Genomic DNA, 15469 nt, shown 5'->3' with positions numbered 1-15469 from the left:
ATAATGGAGACCATGACCGACGTGATTGCCGGGCGGTTTGCGCTGGAGGATCCCATCGCCCGAGGGGGAAGCGGCGTGATCTGGCGTGCCTTTGACCGGCGCACTGGGACAGAGTGCGCCGCGAAGGTGTTGCGGCGCAGGGATGCGGGCGATTTGCTGCGCTTCGTCCGGGAGCAGTCGATCCGGGTTGTTGGGCCCCATGTGCTGGCCCCCTATGCCTGGGCTGCCGAGGACGATGCCGTCGTGATAGCGAGCAAACTGGTCTCGGGAGGCCCGCTGAGCACCCTCCTGGGCGACTATGGGCCGCTGGCGGAGGGCACTGCGGCCGTGGTCCTTGACCAACTTTTGGAAGCCCTTGAGCACGTTCACGGTGCGGGGCTGGTCCACCGGGACGTGAAAACGGCCAATGTCCTCCTGGAGCCCACCGGTTCCGGGAGGATGGACATCCTGCTGACAGATTTTGGCCTCGCCGTCGGGTTGAAGGATCCGCGCCTGACGGAAACCGGCGCCGTGTTCGGCACGCCAGGCTACCTGGCCCCGGAGGTAAGCCGGGGATTGTCCGGGCCGCACCAGGGGCAGGACCTGTACGCGGCGGGCCAGCTTGCCGAGGCGCTGCTGTCCGGTGTGGAACCTGATCTGGCAGGGCGCCGCGAGGGCGCGGAGGTGCGGGACCCGGCGCTGCGGGCAGTGCTGGGTGCATTGCGGGAGCCGGATCCTGCGCTTCGGCCGCCGTCGGCCACGGCTGCCCGGGCGTTGCTGGCTGCTGCCGGCAGGGATGATCAGCCGCGGACCCGGGACGGCGAACCCGTGGAGGTCCTTGAGCAGCTGGCCTCCAACGGGCATCCGCCGGGGCGGACCACGGACCTTGGAGACGTCCCCGCGGCGCCCCCGGAAACCCGGGTCATTTCCGGGCCCTTCGTGGAGGGCGGGCGGATCGTTGACGCGGGGACTGGTGCGGGGCGGGCGGCCCGGCCATGGTCGCCGTCGACTGGTGGGGTGAGGCGCAGGGCCGCCCTGCTCTGGACCGGCGTCGGAGTGTTGCTTTTGGCCGCGGGGGCCATTGGTGCCGTGGAGCTGTACGGCAACGTGGCACAGCAGCCAGCTCCCCATCCCGGGCAAACGGCCTCGACCCCCGCCGTCCCGCCGTCCGGCATGGCGAACCCGGGCTGCGGCTGGCAGGAGGAAGGCAACGCCACCACCATCAACGGGGTGCGAATGGTTTGCACGCGCCAGGGGGGCAGCTATCTGTGGCTTGGCCCTGACGGGCACCCTTAAGGACGACGGCGGAACACGAGCCAGGCGGCTGCCCCGGCGAGCAGCGCGGCAAACCCGGTCCCCATCCACACCCAGGGCGTGGCGGAACTGGCATTTCCGGCCGGCGCTCCGCTGGCGGCTGGCGAAGAGGGTGACTGGCCCTTGCTTGACGGGGTTGTCGACGGGGCATCGGTGGGGCCCGCAGCTGCTGCGTAGCTCGGGCCCTGCGTGGGCGAGCCCACAACGTCGATTTGAAGCGTGTACGGGATGGCGGGGGACTGTCCGGCGGTGGTGGAAAGTCCGGCCTTCAAGCGAACGTAGTAGTCGCCGTCGATCGCGTAGGCCTGGATTCCTGCATCAGGCGACTGGCGGTTGTTGTATTCAACGGGAACCAGGGCGGAGCCGGACAAGGTGACCGGCCGCCTGCCCAGATCTGTCGACGCATTGGTACCGGTGGTTTCGCTCAGGGCCAGGTCGGTGCGCAGCGGGCTGCTGGCGGTTGAGCTGGCCAGGATGGCGCCCAGCCCGGATGAGCCCGGGGCAACGCCCGTGTGGAACGCGTATGCAAGCCGCTGGCCCCACTCCAAGTGCACTTTGACGAACACGGATTCGCCGGGAACTATCGAGTCGGCGTAGCTTCCCGGTTTCAGCAGTGGCGCATCGTTGAAGCTGGTGCCGGCCTGCATGGGTGTTGCGGCGCCGGCGGAGCCCACCGCAATTGCCGGCTGCTTGGCTGCAGGGCCCGGCAGCCCGGAGGCATCGGCTGCCGGCTCAGCGTGGTACAGCAGTTCCATGGCCAGCGGCTGTCCGTGGAACGCATCGCCGCCGCGTTCCACCTTCACGCGCAAATTCCCATCGGTGGGGCATCCCTGGGGCCAATCGGGGCCTCCCACCTCGCCCGGGCTGAGCGTCACAGTAGTTGATTCGATGCTCTTGAGCAGGTTGAGCGACTGCGCCATCTTTTGGAAGTGGCAAGCGCCGGGATCCGACGACGACAGTGTCAGCGAGGCGGACAGCAGGGACCCCGTGGGCGGGATGGAGGGCGTGATAATGGTTGCTGCCAGATACGGGGTCTCGCCCTTGTGGACGTCGATGGTGTAGTACTTCGAAGACGCCTGCGGGTAGGGCGTGTTCCCTATGGGTGTTGCTGCCGTATCCACATACTGCCCGGGTTGAAGTTGCGGGGCACCTGCCGGAGTCTCGGTGCCCTTGATGGGTGACCCCACGGCCGAGTACGGTTTGATGGCTGACTGGACCCGGCGCTCCAGTGCCTTGGCCAGGCCGCTTGCTCCGGCAACGTCCGAATAGCTGCCACCGGTGGCCGAGGCAATGCAGGACAGCTGTGAACGGGCCGCGTCATCAACCCGGAAGCCCACTGTATGGACCACCAGGTCAAGCCCCTGGCTTTTCAGGTCCTTGGCCACCTTGCAGGGGTCCGGGGGTGCGCAGGTGTCGATGCCGTCGGAGACCAGCACAATGGAGCGGGGCCCGGTCCGGGGCAGGGCGGCTGCGGCCTTTTCAAGGGCTGCGCCGATGGGGGTGTAGCCGGATGCCTTGATGCCTGACACGACCGACTTGATCTTGCTGCCGTCGACGGCGGCAACGGGGGCGAGGATCTTGATGTCGCGGCAGCCGGCGGGCTTGTCCGAAGCGGCGGAACCCGTGGAGGTGCCATACACCTCAAGCCCCACATTGGCGCCCTTCGGCAATTGGTCCACGAGCGAAATGACTGCGTTCTTCGCGGCGTCGATGCGTGGACCCGGTGCATCCTGCGTGGCCATGGAGCCGGAGGCATCAAGAATGATCATGGTGGGCGTGTAGGCGTCGTCGGTGCTCGCTGTGACCGTGCTTGCGGTGCCCGCCGGGGCGGTGCCAGCGAAAGCCGAGGCGGGGACTCCGGCGGCGATGACGAGGACCGCCGGGAGCGCCAGTGCTGTGCGCCAGATTCGGTGTGTCATTCTCGGACAACCTCCTGTAGATTTGCAAATGCAACTGTTCTGAAAACATATTTGCATATGCGAATGTTTCGCGCAACCCTCGCCGTTAAGGAGTCTGATGGATCAGCAGGCTGTTGTCGAGCAACAAATTGCCCTCTACGGGGAGCCGCTGGGAGCCCGGTTTTCCCGATTGACCTCCGCGTACCGCATCTCACAGGCCGGACTGGCCCAGGTGATCGGGCTCAGCCCGCCCATGCTCAGCCAGTTGTCCACGGCCCAACGGGTCAAAATCAGCAATCCGGCCGTCTACGGACGCTTGCTCAGGCTTGAGGAACTGGCCCAAACCGACGGCGTGAAGGCTGGCGATCCCCAGGTGCTGGAGGACGCCCTGACCGGGGTCGCGGCGTCCAATCCGGCATTGTCCACCAAGAGCCACTACGGTCAGGGGAGGGCGCAACTCACCACGCTGCTGGCGGAGTTTGTCAGCCCCGGGGAGTTAAGGGAAGGCGCTGCAGCAACGCATGGGGCGCTTTCGGAATTGCTCGAAGCCGCCGCCCGGCACGCAGCAAGCCGGGGGGCGGCAAACCAGCAGGACACGGGGCGGGAAGGCCTGCCCGGCTAGCGGTACACCCCGACGAACGGCCGGCTGGTGGGCACTATCTGCCTGCCCAGCGGCATGAGGGAAACGGGGATCAGCTTGAGGTTTGCGATGGCCAGCGGGATGCCAATAATGGTGATCGCCATGGCAATCGCGGACGTGACGTGGGCTATGGCAATCCAGATGCCGGCCACCAAAAGCCAGATGACATTGCCCAGGGTGGTGGCCACGCCGGCCCCGCCGGGCTTGTCCACCACTGTCCGCCCAAACGGCCACAACGCGTAGCCGGCAATCCGGAAGGATGCGATGCCCCACGGGATGGTGACGACCAGGATGCAGCACACGAAACCGGCCAGGACGTAGCCAAGCGCCAGCCACAGGCCGCCGAATACCAGCCAAATAATGTTCAGAAGAGTCTTCACACGTCCATTCTCCCGTGTCCGGGCGAACGCGCCATCAGGGACCACCCTGAGCGTTCCCCTGATCTTTCGCCCAGTCGCCGGTGCTACGCTAATTTGCACCATGGATTGGCACGCACCCTAAAGGCAGGACACTGATCAACGATGGACGCCGGCACGGTTTTCCTGATCATCTCCCTGGTGATCATCGCCATCGTCTTGGGCGCCGGCATCACCATTGCGGTGCTGGTGTCCCGCGGCGTCCTGGGACTGGTGAAACTGTCCAAGCCCAAGATTGAATCCGCCAAGCGAACTGCCCTCAAGGCCCGGGCGCAGTCCACCGCCGGTCCCCTGGGTGATGTCATGAAGCAGCGGGTCCGCCTCCAGGAATCCCTCGATGCAACCCAGCGCAGCCTGGCCGTGGCCCAGAGCACGCGCCAGTACACAGGCAACTTGGATGCCATTTTCCGCACCCTCCAGCAGGCCGGCTCGGTGCTGGAAAACCAGTTGGCCGTGGCGCAAAGGGAGCCGGACCCGGCCGTGCAGGCCGCCTACGCCAAGACCTTGGGCGGCCAGGTGGAGCAGGTGGCCCAAACCTCCAAGGGCATCCGCAGCGCCCTGGCCGCAGCCGCCGCGCCCATGACCGACGTCGACGTCAAGGACCTCACCCGCACGCTGGAAATCGAGGCGACCATGCTGAAAAACTGGTCCGCCACCTACACGGACCTCGGCGAATCCTGAGCCGCCGTGGGAGTGTTTGACCGCCTCGCCGGCGCTTTCCGGCGCCCCGCCAAGCACGACGCCGGTGCCTCCGCGGGCGGCCAGCTCACCATGGGTGACGCGCAGCTCAAGCAGCTGGCCGCGCTGGCCCGGATGCGCCGCGGCGTGGCCGACGTTTCCGTCAGCCGCCAGCGCCTGGACCTCCAGGCAGCGGACCTCCAAAAGGCCCTCGACTCGCTCGATTCACAGGCCTCAGCTGCCACTGACGCGGGCGATTCCGGTGCGGCCCAAACGGCGCAGGGCAGGCAGGTGGTCATGGCCGAGCAATTGGCCGACATCCTCTCCCAGCGCGACGCCCTGACGGAACAGGAGGCCATGCTGGCCGCCGAGCTGGCCCAGCTGCAGGCCCGCGTTGCCGGCTTCAACGTCACCGCGGAGACCCTCAAGGCCGCCCAGTCCGCGGCGGAGGCCCGGCAAAACATCGCCCGCTCCCTGAAGGACCTCCAGGACCCCTAACCGATCCTCCCTCAGTTTTTGCGGCCTTTTCCCCAACGCCCCCTCACCTCGTGCTGTCTTTTTCGAAACGCTCCGTCACTTCCTTGCATGGCGACCGGCGGGCAAACAGCCACCGTGAGAGTTGCGAGGGAGCGTCGCCGGAAAAACCGCGAAAGATGAGGGAGGGTCGTGGAGAAATGGCCATAAAGTGAGGGAGGGTGTGGGGGAATGGGGCGTTTGATGAGGGAGGGTTTGGTCAGCGCTCCGTGACGTCGCCGGTGGCTGTGTCGAAGCTGAAGGACCTCGCTGCCGTGCCTAAGCCGGATTCAAGCGTGAATGAAACGTCGGCCCGCCCGGCTGCGATTTCTGCGGCCGTCACCGTGTGGTTCGCAGTGAACGCGACATTGGCCCCCGGCCCGAGCTCTTCCGTGCCGGCCACTGCGGCACCGTCCACCCGGACCGCGATGCCGGCTGATTCCTTGCCACGATTTTCCACCCGGCCGCTGAAGGCCAGGAGGTCGCCCTCCTTGTAACCCGGCGCCGCGGGGCCGTAATTGAGGTCCTGTGACTCGCGGTTGGACAGCACCTGCGGAGCGTCGTCCGTGTAGCCCTGGCCCACTTCCTTCCATGCCGAAGGGTCCCAGTCGCCGTCCGTCTGGGCCAGCGTGTGGCTCTCGCCAATGCTCTGCCACACCTCGGGCCGCGCAGGCGTGACGGAACGCAGCACCACGTCCAAGGCGAGATCGCCGGCGAAGGAGGTGCCGCCGTCGTGCGTCAAGGCCGCGGCCGGAGAGGCCAGCAGCTCCCGGGGCTCGACGGCAGTGAACACAATTTCCTGGTAGCCCTGCCGTTCGTAGAGCACGCCGATCCTGCCGTCGGGGAGCCGTGCCGCCGTGGAGTATTCCGAGCTGCCGGGGCACAGGGCCACGGCCCAAGGCCAGCTGGCGCCGTTGTCCTGCGAGAGCTTGAGGACCGTGTTGCGGCGGAGCGCGGAGTCGTGGTTGTGGGTGGCGATGAGCCAGTTTGCCGTTTCCGGGACGGCGAGGTCGGGCACGTTGGGGAGGCCGTCGAAGCGGGCCAGCGAGCCGTTGTCGCTGGGATCGGGCAGTTCCGGGTGCGGCACGGCGGGCGAGTAGCTGTGGCCGCCGTCCACGGATTTTGCGGTGAGCCGGTGCGGGGTGGCGCGCGAGTGCAGCAGCAGGGTCCCGTCGGCGAGGGCGGCAACCTTGTTCTCGTTGGCGCGGTCCAGGCCTGTCGTGGGGACGAATTCGCCCAGAGTCCACGTGTCCCCGTGGTCGTCGCTGTACGCGCTAGCCGCCTTGATTTCGCCGTCGTGCAGGACCACGAACTGCTGCACCAGGCGGCCTTCAAACGGGCCGGCGTGGATCTGGATACCCGCGCCCGCGGCGGCGAACAGCCCGGTGATGCCCTCACGTTTGAGCATGGGGGTGAGGCGGCGGTGTTCCCAGGTGGCGCCGTCGTCGTCGGAAAAGCTGAGGTCGGCATGCTGGATGGCGTCCTCGTCGTCGAGCCCCCCGACCGCCTCGAAGAAGCCGGCGTGCGTGCCCGCGGCGTGGAAGAGGAAGATGCGCCCGGTGTGGGTGTCCACGAGCAGGCTGGGGTCGCCGTAGCCGTCCAGGCCGGTGCCTGTGCGGACGGTTTGCTGTGGACCCCAGCTGTGGCCGTTGTCGGTGCTGCGGCGCAGGAGCAGGTCGATGGGGTTGGGGAGGTCGTCCAGGTTGGGGCGGCCGTCGTAGGCTGCCAGCAGCGTGCCGCGGGTGGACACCGCCAGTGCGGGGATGCGGTACTGGCGGTGGCCGCCCAGGCCGCGGCGGGCCAGGACATGTTCAGGGTGGGAAGTCATGCCTACCAGCGTAGGGCCTTCTTCCGGCGGCTTACTTGTAGAGGGACTTCAGCCCGGCCTCGTCGTAGCGCGTGCCCGCGGTGGTACCGGCAGGGGCGGCCGCGTCCAGGGCCTGGAGGTCTTGGGCGGACAGCTCAATGCCGGCGGCCGCCACGTTTTCCTCCAGGTACGTGCGGCGCTTGGTGCCGGGGATGGCGCAGACACCCTGGGCCAACACCCAAGCCAGGGCCAGCTGGCCCGCGGTGACGCCCTTGTCGGTGGCCAGCGCCTTGATCCGGTCCACCAATGCCAGGTTGGCCGCGAGGTTTTCGGGCGTGAAGCGGGGCATGGCACGGCGCCAGTCACCCTCGGGGAGGTCATCCGGGGTGCTGATCTTGCCGGTCAGGAAGCCCCTGCCCAGCGGGGAGTAGGCCACGTAGCCTATGCCGAGCTCTCGGACGGTGTCCAGGACGCCGTTGCCTTCAGGCTCGCGCTCAAAGATGGAGTATTCGGTCTGCAGGGCGGTGATGGGGTGCGCGGCATGGGCCCGGCGGATGGTTTCCGGGGCCGCCTCGGAAAGGCCCAGGTAACGCACCTTGCCTTCCTTGACGAACTCGGCCATGGCGCCCACTGTCTCCTCGATGGGCGTGTTGGGATCCACCCGGTGCAGATAGTACAGGTCAACGGTCTCGGTTTGGAGGTTGCGCAGGGAACGCTCCAAGGCTTTGCGTGCGTAGGCGGGGCTGCCGTTCACAGGCGCGCGGCCGCCGTCGTCCGTAATCTCGGTGCCGAACTTGGTGGCCAGGGTGAATTCACCGCGCCGGTGCCCAATGGCCTTGGCGATCAGCTGTTCATTGAGGAAGGGCCCGTAAAGTTCGGCAGTGTCTATCAGGGTGACCCCAAGATCAAGGGCACGGTTCAGCGTGGCGGAGGATTCGGCGTCGTCCCGGTCCCCGTAAAACGCGCTCATGCCCATGGCGCCCAGGCCCTCGACGGAAACTTCCAGTCCCTGGCTGCCCAATCTCATCGTTTTCATGGTTTCCTCGTGCTCGCGTGGCTGGCCGTTCGGAGGCGTTCCGGGCGGTGGGTTTCATGAAAATGCTCCTGCAGTTGGCGCTGCGGGGCAAGGGGTGCGGGGCTGGCAGTTCGCTGGCAGTTCACCATGTCAGGCGATGGTGATGCCCAGGTGCGCGGCAATAATGGGTGCCAGCAGGCCCAACTGGTAGTCGTCAATGACTGCGCCGGCAAGGGAGCCGACGCCGTTGAGGGTGCGGAAATCTGTGCTCCGGAGGTCCACGTCCGCCAGTGTGGCCTGCTGGATGTCCAGGGTGCCGATGCGGCAATTCCTCAAGGCCAGGCGCGTTATTTTGGCGCCGCCCAGGTCCAATTCGCCAATGATGCAGTCGCTGATCTGCACGTCGGTGATCTTGGACGAACGCAGGTTGAGGAAGTCCAGTTTGCCGCCGTCGATCCTCACGGACTGCCAGGTGCTGTCGTACAGTTCGGCGGAACCCCAGCGCGGCGTGGTGATTTCCACTTCGCGCCAGCTGGTGCGGGAGGCCTTGAATACGGGGGCGAAACTGTCCGCCAGCACCGTGTCGCGGAAGCGGGTGCCGCGCAATTGGGTGTCATTGAACGTCGGTGCCTCCAGCTGGCATTCCAGGAAATCCGTGGAGGTCAGGTCGGCGCCGTCGAACGCCGTGCGCTCAAAGCGCTGGCCGTCGTAGGTGTCCCCCGGGCCGAAGAATGAGTCGTCGTTTTCGTTCAGATTGCTGAGTCGGATGGGCGAGAGACGGGGAGGGCGGGGAGCGGAATTTGCGGCCATTCGACAAGACTACCGAGCAGCGGCGACGGGGGATTTCTGATAACTACCGGCCGACGTCGTCGTCCCAGCTGCGGACGGTTCCGTGCGCGCTCATGCCAGCCGTTCGATGAGGCGGAACCGCTGCAGCACCAGCATGGTGTTTTCATCCACGGTGAATCCGGGATCATTGAGGGCCGCACGCATGTCATCGGAGTGCCAGTAATCCTCGTGGCCCGCCCGCCACTGCGCAACCGTGGCGAAGCCCTCGCCTTCATCCGTGGCATGCTGCAGGTCCACGTCCGCCAGCCGTGCCCGGCGCACCTCCGTGACTTCGATGACGGCAACGGGTTTCCCTGCGGAATCGACCACCACCTCGCGATCCCCGGGCTTGGGCACTTCCTCCTGCTCCACCTCGTATTCACGGGCTGTTCCCGTGGTGGAAGTCTTGGTGCCGTCCAGAATTGCCGCCACCAGCTGGTCCCGAAGCGGTCCGGGGAAGGCGAACTCGGCGATCGGGAGGGTGCTGTAGTCCATCAAGGGGCCTTCCTCTGCCATGTTTTGGATCAATCGTGCTAATTCGGTGGTGAGGTTGCTTTGCGCCTGGGCGGCCCATAGTTCCCGGCCCCGCATGGTGTGAAAGAGTGGTTCGAGCGCCAGTAGTTGGCGTACGACGGCGGCTCTCCCCTTGTCGAAGTCGTGTTGGGGGATGTGGGCATAATCTTCACGAACCCCCGCCAGGTAGCGGGCATGCTCATCCGGTGACCCGCCGAGGACGGCGAGGTCCGCATCGCACAGGAGGGCTCCGGCGCGGTCAGTTTCCGCAGGGGAGTGGTTGGCCGTCAGGCGGACAAGGCGTGCCACCTCGGATGCTTCTTCGGGAGGAACCAGGTTTTTTAAGCGCACTTGTGCCAATGTGGCGGATTCCTCCTCGTCGACACCGGCAACACCGTTGTAGACGGCGTCATGAAACCAGGCGGCCAGCACCACAGGTCGTGCGGGGTTGCCGTCTGTGAGCAGGTCCAGTGCCTCCAGCACGGCCAGGAGGTGGGTGCCCGAGTGGTAGTGCCGGTGGGATTCATTCCAGCGGCCAAGCAGTTCCTCGCCTGTGGCTGCGTGCCCCGGCAGGATCGAATCCCATCGGTACTGAAGTGCCGTGCCCACTGCCTTGCTGCGGTGGCGCGCCTTGACCCGCAACCCGGAAGAAGCCAGCGCGCGGACCAGGTCCTTGCCGGACACCGGCCGGGCACCGGCTGCCACCAGCTCGGAATAGATCCGCTCCGGCACGTCGTAGTGGTCCAGCTCGAAGGCCCGCCCGGTCACGCCGGCCGCCGCGGCAAACTCGTGGAGTTCGGCCAGGGAGCTGTCCGAGACCAGGTGGGAGAAAACTGTTCCATGTGCGGGCCAGAGCGGCGGATCGATCAAGATCATGGCCCCAGCCTAAGCCTTGGGTGCCGCTAGACAACGCGGACGCCTGCGCGATAGACCGCTGCGACCTGGTGGATGGCGGTGATGTCCGCCAGCGGATTGCCTGTGACGGCCAGCAGGTCCGCGTCCCAGCCAGGTGCAATTCGCCCTGCCCGGCCGTCCAGCCCGCAGGCCGCGGCCGCCGTCGCCGTGGCTGCCTCCAGCGCGGCCGCTGCCCCTACGCCGGCTGCGGCAAATTGCTCGACCGCGTATGGCAGTACGGTGGGGGGTTTGGCCGCATTGATGCCGCTGTCCGGACCGAGCGTGATCCTGACGCCCCGGTCCGCCATGTTCTTCACATGGGCAAGAATGCGGGGCATGAGGCTCTCCATGAACGGATTGGCATGCACGCCCGGCAGCAAGCCAAGGGTGACGGACACGATTGTGCCGGACACCGCGGCCGCCTCGATGATCTCCGGATCCGGCTCCATCCCGGTGGCCGTCATGAAGCTGGCATGTTCCAGGGTGTCGAAACCGGCCGCCAGCGCGTCGTGGATGCCTTGCCGGCCGTGGGCGTGGGCAGCCGTCGGCAGGCCGTGGAAGTGGGCCCTTTCCGCCGCGGCGCGCAGCACTCCCAAGGAATACTGCGATTCATGTGGCGCCGTGGTGGGAGTCATCCGTCCGCCCGTTGCCATGACCTTGATAACGTCGACTCCCCGCAGTGCATGGTCGTCGACGGCGGCGGTGACGGTCTCGGCGTCGTCGGCCTCGCAGCCCAGAAACCAGCAGTGCCCGCCCGTCGTGGTGATGGGAGGGCCTGCGGCCACGATGCGCGGGCCCGCTGCCGGCCGGGTGGCTGTTTCCGCGCGCAGCGTCAGCGAGAGGAAGCCCCGGTCGCCAAGGTCGCGGACAGTTGTAATGACGTGGTCCAGCATGGCCCGGGCTCTCCGGCTCATCGCGTCCGCCAGATCCTGGTCCGACGCGGATTGGACGTTCGCGGCCGCCGCGTCGCTGGCATCGAAGACCAGGTGGGAGTGGGCGTCGATCAGGCCCGGTAGCAGTGTTGCCTCGCCAAGATCGTGAACCGGCATGAGGCCGTCCACCTTGGTTCCGGAGGTTTCGATGGCGCTGATACGGCCCATGGCCACGACCACCGTGGTCCGGTTGGCGGGCAACATTGCCGTGCCGTCAAAGATGTGGCGTGCACGGATGGCGAACCGCGGGGGTTCCCGTCCTGCCTCGGCCATGCTGGTTCGCCGCCGTGATCCCGGAGCCGTCTAGCAATGCCGGCACGGCGGAATGATCAAGATCATGGCATTAGCTTAGGCGTTTCAGGGCCTGGCATTGCCGGAGGGTTGGCAAATAGTGCCCCGATTGCAACCGAGGGTCAGTGAAAAGTGCCCCGATTGCAACCGAGCGTCTGTGGGGGGTGGGGCGGTGGGGGCGTGGGAGGCGTTAGAGGTTCTGCTCGGCATACAGGGCCAGGGCGTCGCGGACAAACGCTGCTCCTTCGCTGCCGCCGTAATTCGCCGCAAAGCGCGGATCCGCAACATACATTTCGCCCAGGCCCGCCACATAGCCGCGCACATCGCCGCCGGGGGCGGATGCCGGCGTGGCGGGAACGGACGTCAGCCACTCCACGTGGCGCCGGGCCAGCTCCTGCGCCTCCGCGGAAGATGCCTCGGTACCGGCGGCGAACGCGGCAATCCAGTCACGGTTCAACGCGCCCACCCGTTCCTTCCATGCGGCCTGTCCGGCGGTGCCCAGCCCCCGCCACCAGGTGTCGCCGCGGGCGTAGGCGTCCTTTCCCCAGCGCTCCTCCACCTCGTCCTTGTATTGTGTGTGGTCAAAGCCGTCAAACATTTTCTCGGCCATGATGGTTTCTCCTTTATCCAGTGTGGCTATGGTGTTTTCCACGGACGCGATCTGCCGGGCCAGCCGCTCCCGTTCCGAGTGCAGCCAGGCCACGTGGGCCGCCAGGGCGTCGGCGGCCGATTCCTGGTGGTCCAGCACCTCGGCAATGGCCGGCAGCCCCAGCCCCAGTTCGCGCAACAGCAGGATGCGTTGCAGACGCACCAGGGCGGCGTCGTCGTAGTGCCGGTAGCCGTTGCCCGCAATGCGGCTGGGCGCCAGCAGCCCCACCGCGTCATAGTGCCGCAGGGTACGGCTGGTGGTGCCGGCAAGGGCTGCAATCTGCTGGATGGACCAATCCATCCGCGGCTTGTCGTTGTCCATAAAATGAGCCTAAAGCTTGACGTTGCGTCAAGGTCAAGGCCCGTTTCGCCGTGGGAAGAATTATCCCGCGAAACACGCCGGGCGAAAGTTGAGCGTAGTAGACTCAACTTGAACACACGACGCGCCACACCAACCCGATGAAAGGACCCCTCTTGGACGCGAAATTCACCACTAAGAGCCAGGAGGCTCTTTCTGCCGCCGCCATGAATGCCTCCACCGCCGGCAACCCCACCGTGGAACCGGCCCACCTGCTCAAGGCGCTCATGGACCAGCGCCAGGGCGTGGCCGTGGCGCTGCTGAAGGCCGCCGGCATCGACCCCGACGTGGTCAGTGTCGCCGCCAGCACCGCCATCCGGCACCTGCCGTCGTCGTCCGGCACCTCCGTGGCACAGGCCCAGCTCAGCCGCAACACCCTGCTCGCCGTCCAGGCGGCCCAGCAGGCCGCCGAGGGCATGGGGGACAGTTACGTCTCCACCGAACACCTGCTGCTGGGCCTGGCGAACGACGCCGGCGCAACGGGAAGTGCCCTGCACCAGGCAGGTGCAACCCGGGCCGCGCTGGATGCTGCCCTGCCCATGGTGCGCGGGGACGGCAAGGTCACCACGCCGGATCCCGAAAACACCTTCCAGGCGCTGGAAAAGTTTGGCGTTGACATGACGGCCGTGGCCCGCTCCGGCAAGCTGGACCCCGTGATCGGCCGGGACGCCGAAATCCGCCGCGTCATCCAGGTTCTCAGCCGCCGCACCAAAAACAACCCTGTGCTCATCGGGGATCCCGGGGTGGGCAAGACCGCCGTGGTCGAAGGCCTGGCCCAACGCATGGTGGCCGGGGACGTGCCCGAATCCCTGCGCGGAAAGTCGCTCATCAGCCTGGACCTGGCATCCATGGTGGCGGGGGCCAAGTACCGCGGCGAATTTGAGGAGCGGCTCAAGGCCGTCCTGGAGGAAATCAAGGCCTCCGACGGGCAGATTGTCACGTTCATCGACGAGCTGCACACCGTGGTGGGCGCCGGTGCCTCCGAGGGATCGATGGACGCCGGCAACATGCTCAAACCCATGCTGGCCCGGGGTGAGCTGCGCCTGATCGGCGCCACCACGCTGGATGAATACCGCGAAAACATTGAAAAGGACCCTGCCCTCGAGCGCCGCTTCCAGCAGGTCTACGTGGGCGAGCCCAGCGTCGATGACACCATCGGCATCCTGCGCGGCCTCAAGGAACGTTACGAGGCCCACCACAAGGTCCAGATCGCCGACTCCGCACTGGTGGCCGCCGCGACGCTGTCCGACCGCTACATCAGCGGCCGCCGGCTGCCTGACAAGGCGATTGACCTGGTGGATGAGGCCGCGTCCCGCCTGCGCATGGAGATTGACTCGGCGCCGGAGGAGATCGACCAGCTGCGCCGCGCAGTGGACCGGCTGACCATGGAAGAACTGGCACTGTCCGGTGAAAGCGACGAGGCCTCGGCCGAACGGCTGGAGGCCCTGCGTGCCGACATGGCGGACAAGAAGGAGGAGCTGGCCGGCCTGAATGCCCGCTGGGAAGCCGAAAAGGCCGGCCTGAACCGCGTGGGCGAGCTCAAGGCAAAGCTGGATGAGCGCCGGTCCGTGGCCGACAAGGCCCAGCGCGACGGCGACCTGGAACTGGCCTCACGCATCCTCTACGGCGAACTGCCCGCGCTCCAGCACGAACTGGACGCTGCCGCTGCCGAGGAGCAAACAGAAAAGAAGGACCTCATGGTGGCCGAGGAAGTCACCGCGGACGACATCGCCGAGGTCATCTCCGCCTGGACCGGCATCCCGGCCGGGCGCATGCTGCAGGGCGAAAGCCAGAAGCTGCTGCACATGGAGCAGGTGATCGGCGCCCGCCTGATCGGCCAGACCAAGGCCGTGGCGGCCGTGTCCGACGCCGTCCGCCGCGCCCGCGCCGGCATCAGCGACCCCGACCGCCCAACAGGCTCCTTCCTGTTCCTGGGCCCCACCGGGGTGGGCAAGACGGAGCTCGCCAAGGCGCTCGCCGACTTCCTCTTCGACGACGAACGCGCCATGATCCGCATCGACATGAGCGAGTACTCCGAGAAGCACTCCGTGTCGCGCCTGGTCGGTGCCCCTCCCGGATATGTGGGCTATGACGAGGGCGGGCAGCTGACCGAGGCCGTGCGCCGCCGGCCCTACTCCGTGGTGCTGCTGGACGAGGTGGAGAAGGCCCACCCGGAGGTCTTTGACATCCTGCTCCAGGTGTTCGACGACGGCCGCCTCACCGACGGTCAGGGCCGCACCGTGGACTTCCGCAACGTCATTGTGGTCCTCACCTCCAACCTGGGCTCCCAGTTCCTGGTGGACCCGTCACTGACGGATGATGAGAAGCACAAGGCTGTCATGTCCATCGTGGAGGCGTCGTTCAAGCCCGAATTCCTGAACCGGCTCGACGAAATTGTCATGTTCGACGCGTTGAGCGTGGAGGAGCTGTCCCGGATCGTTGAGCTGGCGGTGCAGTCGCTCGCCGCCCGCCTGGCCGGGCGCCGGCTGACCCTGGAGGTCACCGATTCCGCCAAGGCCTGGCTCGCGCTGAGCGGCTACGACCCCGCCTACGGCGCCAGGCCCCTGCGCCGGCTGGTCCAGCGGCAAATTGGTGACAGCCTGGCCCGGGAACTGCTTTCGGGCACCATCACGGACGGCGACACTGTCCTGGTGGACACGGCCACGGACTTTGACGAGCTCACCATGGACGAGGTCCCCCAAGGCGAATCGGGCCTGACCGTCCGCCGCAAGTAGGGCCGGGGCC

The 15469-nt window shown here is 66.8% G+C and carries 12 protein-coding genes and 2 pseudogenes; 5 read left to right on the top strand and 9 right to left on the bottom strand.

What is annotated here, in order from left to right; genetic code table 11:
* Window positions 1–12: 12 nt before the first annotated feature.
* Window positions 13–1275: a serine/threonine-protein kinase gene (locus G6N77_RS08760; RefSeq protein WP_165181649.1), complete on the top strand. Its 1263-nt coding sequence runs from the start codon at window positions 13–15 to the stop codon at window positions 1273–1275.
* Here the strand turns inward: G6N77_RS08760 and G6N77_RS08755 are convergent.
* Window positions 1272–3212 carry a vWA domain-containing protein gene (locus G6N77_RS08755; RefSeq protein WP_165181648.1) on the bottom strand — a complete coding sequence of 647 codons (1941 nt, stop codon included), beginning with the start codon at window positions 3210–3212 and terminating at the stop codon, window positions 1272–1274. The two genes, G6N77_RS08760 and G6N77_RS08755, sit on opposite strands and share 4 nt — an antisense overlap.
* A gap of 97 nt (window positions 3213–3309) precedes the next feature.
* On the opposite strand from G6N77_RS08755, the gene G6N77_RS08750 reads away from it, so the two are divergent.
* Window positions 3310–3813, top strand: coding sequence for an XRE family transcriptional regulator (locus tag G6N77_RS08750; protein ID WP_165181647.1), 504 nt, complete (start codon window positions 3310–3312; stop codon window positions 3811–3813).
* Here the strand turns inward: G6N77_RS08750 and G6N77_RS08745 are convergent.
* A complete protein-coding gene (locus G6N77_RS08745) occupies window positions 3810–4211 on the bottom strand; it encodes a YccF domain-containing protein (protein WP_165181646.1) in 402 nt (133 codons plus the stop codon). The two genes, G6N77_RS08750 and G6N77_RS08745, sit on opposite strands and share 4 nt — an antisense overlap.
* A gap of 141 nt (window positions 4212–4352) precedes the next feature.
* Here G6N77_RS08745 and G6N77_RS08740 point away from each other — a divergent pair, with 141 nt between their 5' ends.
* Both G6N77_RS08740 and G6N77_RS08735 read left to right on the top strand, forming a co-directional pair.
* On the top strand, window positions 4353–4928 hold the full coding sequence (locus G6N77_RS08740; RefSeq protein WP_165181645.1) for a hypothetical protein: 576 nt from the start codon (window positions 4353–4355) through the stop codon (window positions 4926–4928).
* A 6-nt stretch (window positions 4929–4934) separates the two neighbouring features.
* On the top strand, window positions 4935–5423 hold the full coding sequence (locus G6N77_RS08735) for a PspA/IM30 family protein (RefSeq protein WP_165181644.1): 489 nt from the start codon (window positions 4935–4937) through the stop codon (window positions 5421–5423).
* A 235-nt stretch (window positions 5424–5658) separates the two neighbouring features.
* Here G6N77_RS08735 and G6N77_RS08730 read toward each other — a convergent pair whose 3' ends face one another.
* The 7 genes and pseudogenes from G6N77_RS08730 to G6N77_RS08700 all read right to left on the bottom strand — a co-directional run bounded on the left by G6N77_RS08730 (window position 5659) and on the right by G6N77_RS08700 (window position 12667).
* Window positions 5659–7266, bottom strand: a complete 1608-nt coding sequence (locus G6N77_RS08730) for a sialidase family protein (protein ID WP_165181643.1) — start codon at window positions 7264–7266, stop codon at window positions 5659–5661.
* A gap of 31 nt (window positions 7267–7297) precedes the next feature.
* The gene (locus G6N77_RS08725) at window positions 7298–8281 is read right to left on the bottom strand and encodes an aldo/keto reductase (protein ID WP_165181642.1); all 984 of its coding nucleotides are present in this window, start codon (window positions 8279–8281) and stop codon (window positions 7298–7300) included.
* 129 nt (window positions 8282–8410) lie between these two features.
* The gene (locus tag G6N77_RS08720) at window positions 8411–9070 is read right to left on the bottom strand and encodes a pentapeptide repeat-containing protein (protein ID WP_165181641.1); all 660 of its coding nucleotides are present in this window, start codon (window positions 9068–9070) and stop codon (window positions 8411–8413) included.
* Window positions 9071–9160: 90 nt separating this feature from the next.
* Window positions 9161–9520: pseudogene (locus tag G6N77_RS08715) on the bottom strand (ASCH domain-containing protein); the annotation flags it as partial.
* Between the two features lie 99 nt (window positions 9521–9619).
* Window positions 9620–10477 (bottom strand): annotated as a pseudogene (locus G6N77_RS08710) (DUF4031 domain-containing protein); the annotation flags it as partial.
* A 26-nt stretch (window positions 10478–10503) separates the two neighbouring features.
* Window positions 10504–11700: an amidohydrolase family protein gene (locus G6N77_RS08705; protein ID WP_165181640.1), complete on the bottom strand. Its 1197-nt coding sequence runs from the start codon at window positions 11698–11700 to the stop codon at window positions 10504–10506.
* A gap of 208 nt (window positions 11701–11908) precedes the next feature.
* Complete coding sequence (locus G6N77_RS08700; RefSeq protein WP_165181707.1) at window positions 11909–12667, bottom strand: MerR family transcriptional regulator; 759 nt, start codon at window positions 12665–12667, stop codon at window positions 11909–11911.
* Window positions 12668–12840: 173 nt separating this feature from the next.
* Between G6N77_RS08700 and clpB the strand changes: the two genes are divergently transcribed.
* Window positions 12841–15459, top strand: a complete 2619-nt coding sequence (gene clpB / locus G6N77_RS08695; RefSeq protein WP_165181639.1) for an ATP-dependent chaperone ClpB — start codon at window positions 12841–12843, stop codon at window positions 15457–15459.
* Window positions 15460–15469 lie beyond the last annotated feature (10 nt).

The sequence above is a fragment of the Arthrobacter silviterrae genome, assembly GCF_011045165.1.
Lineage (GTDB): Bacteria > Actinomycetota > Actinomycetes > Actinomycetales > Micrococcaceae > Specibacter > Specibacter silviterrae.
Note: the sequence above shows the minus strand (reverse complement) of the source record. Positions and strands in the feature narration are given on the sequence as shown.

What these genes read in the sequence shown, in the direction of transcription:
- G6N77_RS08760 (WP_165181649.1), top strand. Translation starts at nt 13, where the DNA reads ATGACCGACGTGATTGCCGGGCGGTTTGCGCTGGAGGATCCCATCGCC.
- G6N77_RS08755 (WP_165181648.1), bottom strand. Translation starts at nt 3,212, where the DNA reads ATGACACACCGAATCTGGCGCACAGCACTGGCGCTCCCGGCGGTCCTC.
- G6N77_RS08750 (WP_165181647.1), top strand. Translation starts at nt 3,310, where the DNA reads ATGGATCAGCAGGCTGTTGTCGAGCAACAAATTGCCCTCTACGGGGAG.
- G6N77_RS08740 (WP_165181645.1), top strand. Translation starts at nt 4,353, where the DNA reads ATGGACGCCGGCACGGTTTTCCTGATCATCTCCCTGGTGATCATCGCC.
- G6N77_RS08730 (WP_165181643.1), bottom strand. Translation starts at nt 7,266, where the DNA reads ATGACTTCCCACCCTGAACATGTCCTGGCCCGCCGCGGCCTGGGCGGC.
- G6N77_RS08725 (WP_165181642.1), bottom strand. Translation starts at nt 8,281, where the DNA reads ATGAAAACGATGAGATTGGGCAGCCAGGGACTGGAAGTTTCCGTCGAG.
- G6N77_RS08720 (WP_165181641.1), bottom strand. Translation starts at nt 9,070, where the DNA reads ATGGCCGCAAATTCCGCTCCCCGCCCTCCCCGTCTCTCGCCCATCCGA.
- G6N77_RS08705 (WP_165181640.1), bottom strand. Translation starts at nt 11,700, where the DNA reads ATGGCCGAGGCAGGACGGGAACCCCCGCGGTTCGCCATCCGTGCACGC.
- G6N77_RS08700 (WP_165181707.1), bottom strand. Translation starts at nt 12,667, where the DNA reads ATGGATTGGTCCATCCAGCAGATTGCAGCCCTTGCCGGCACCACCAGC.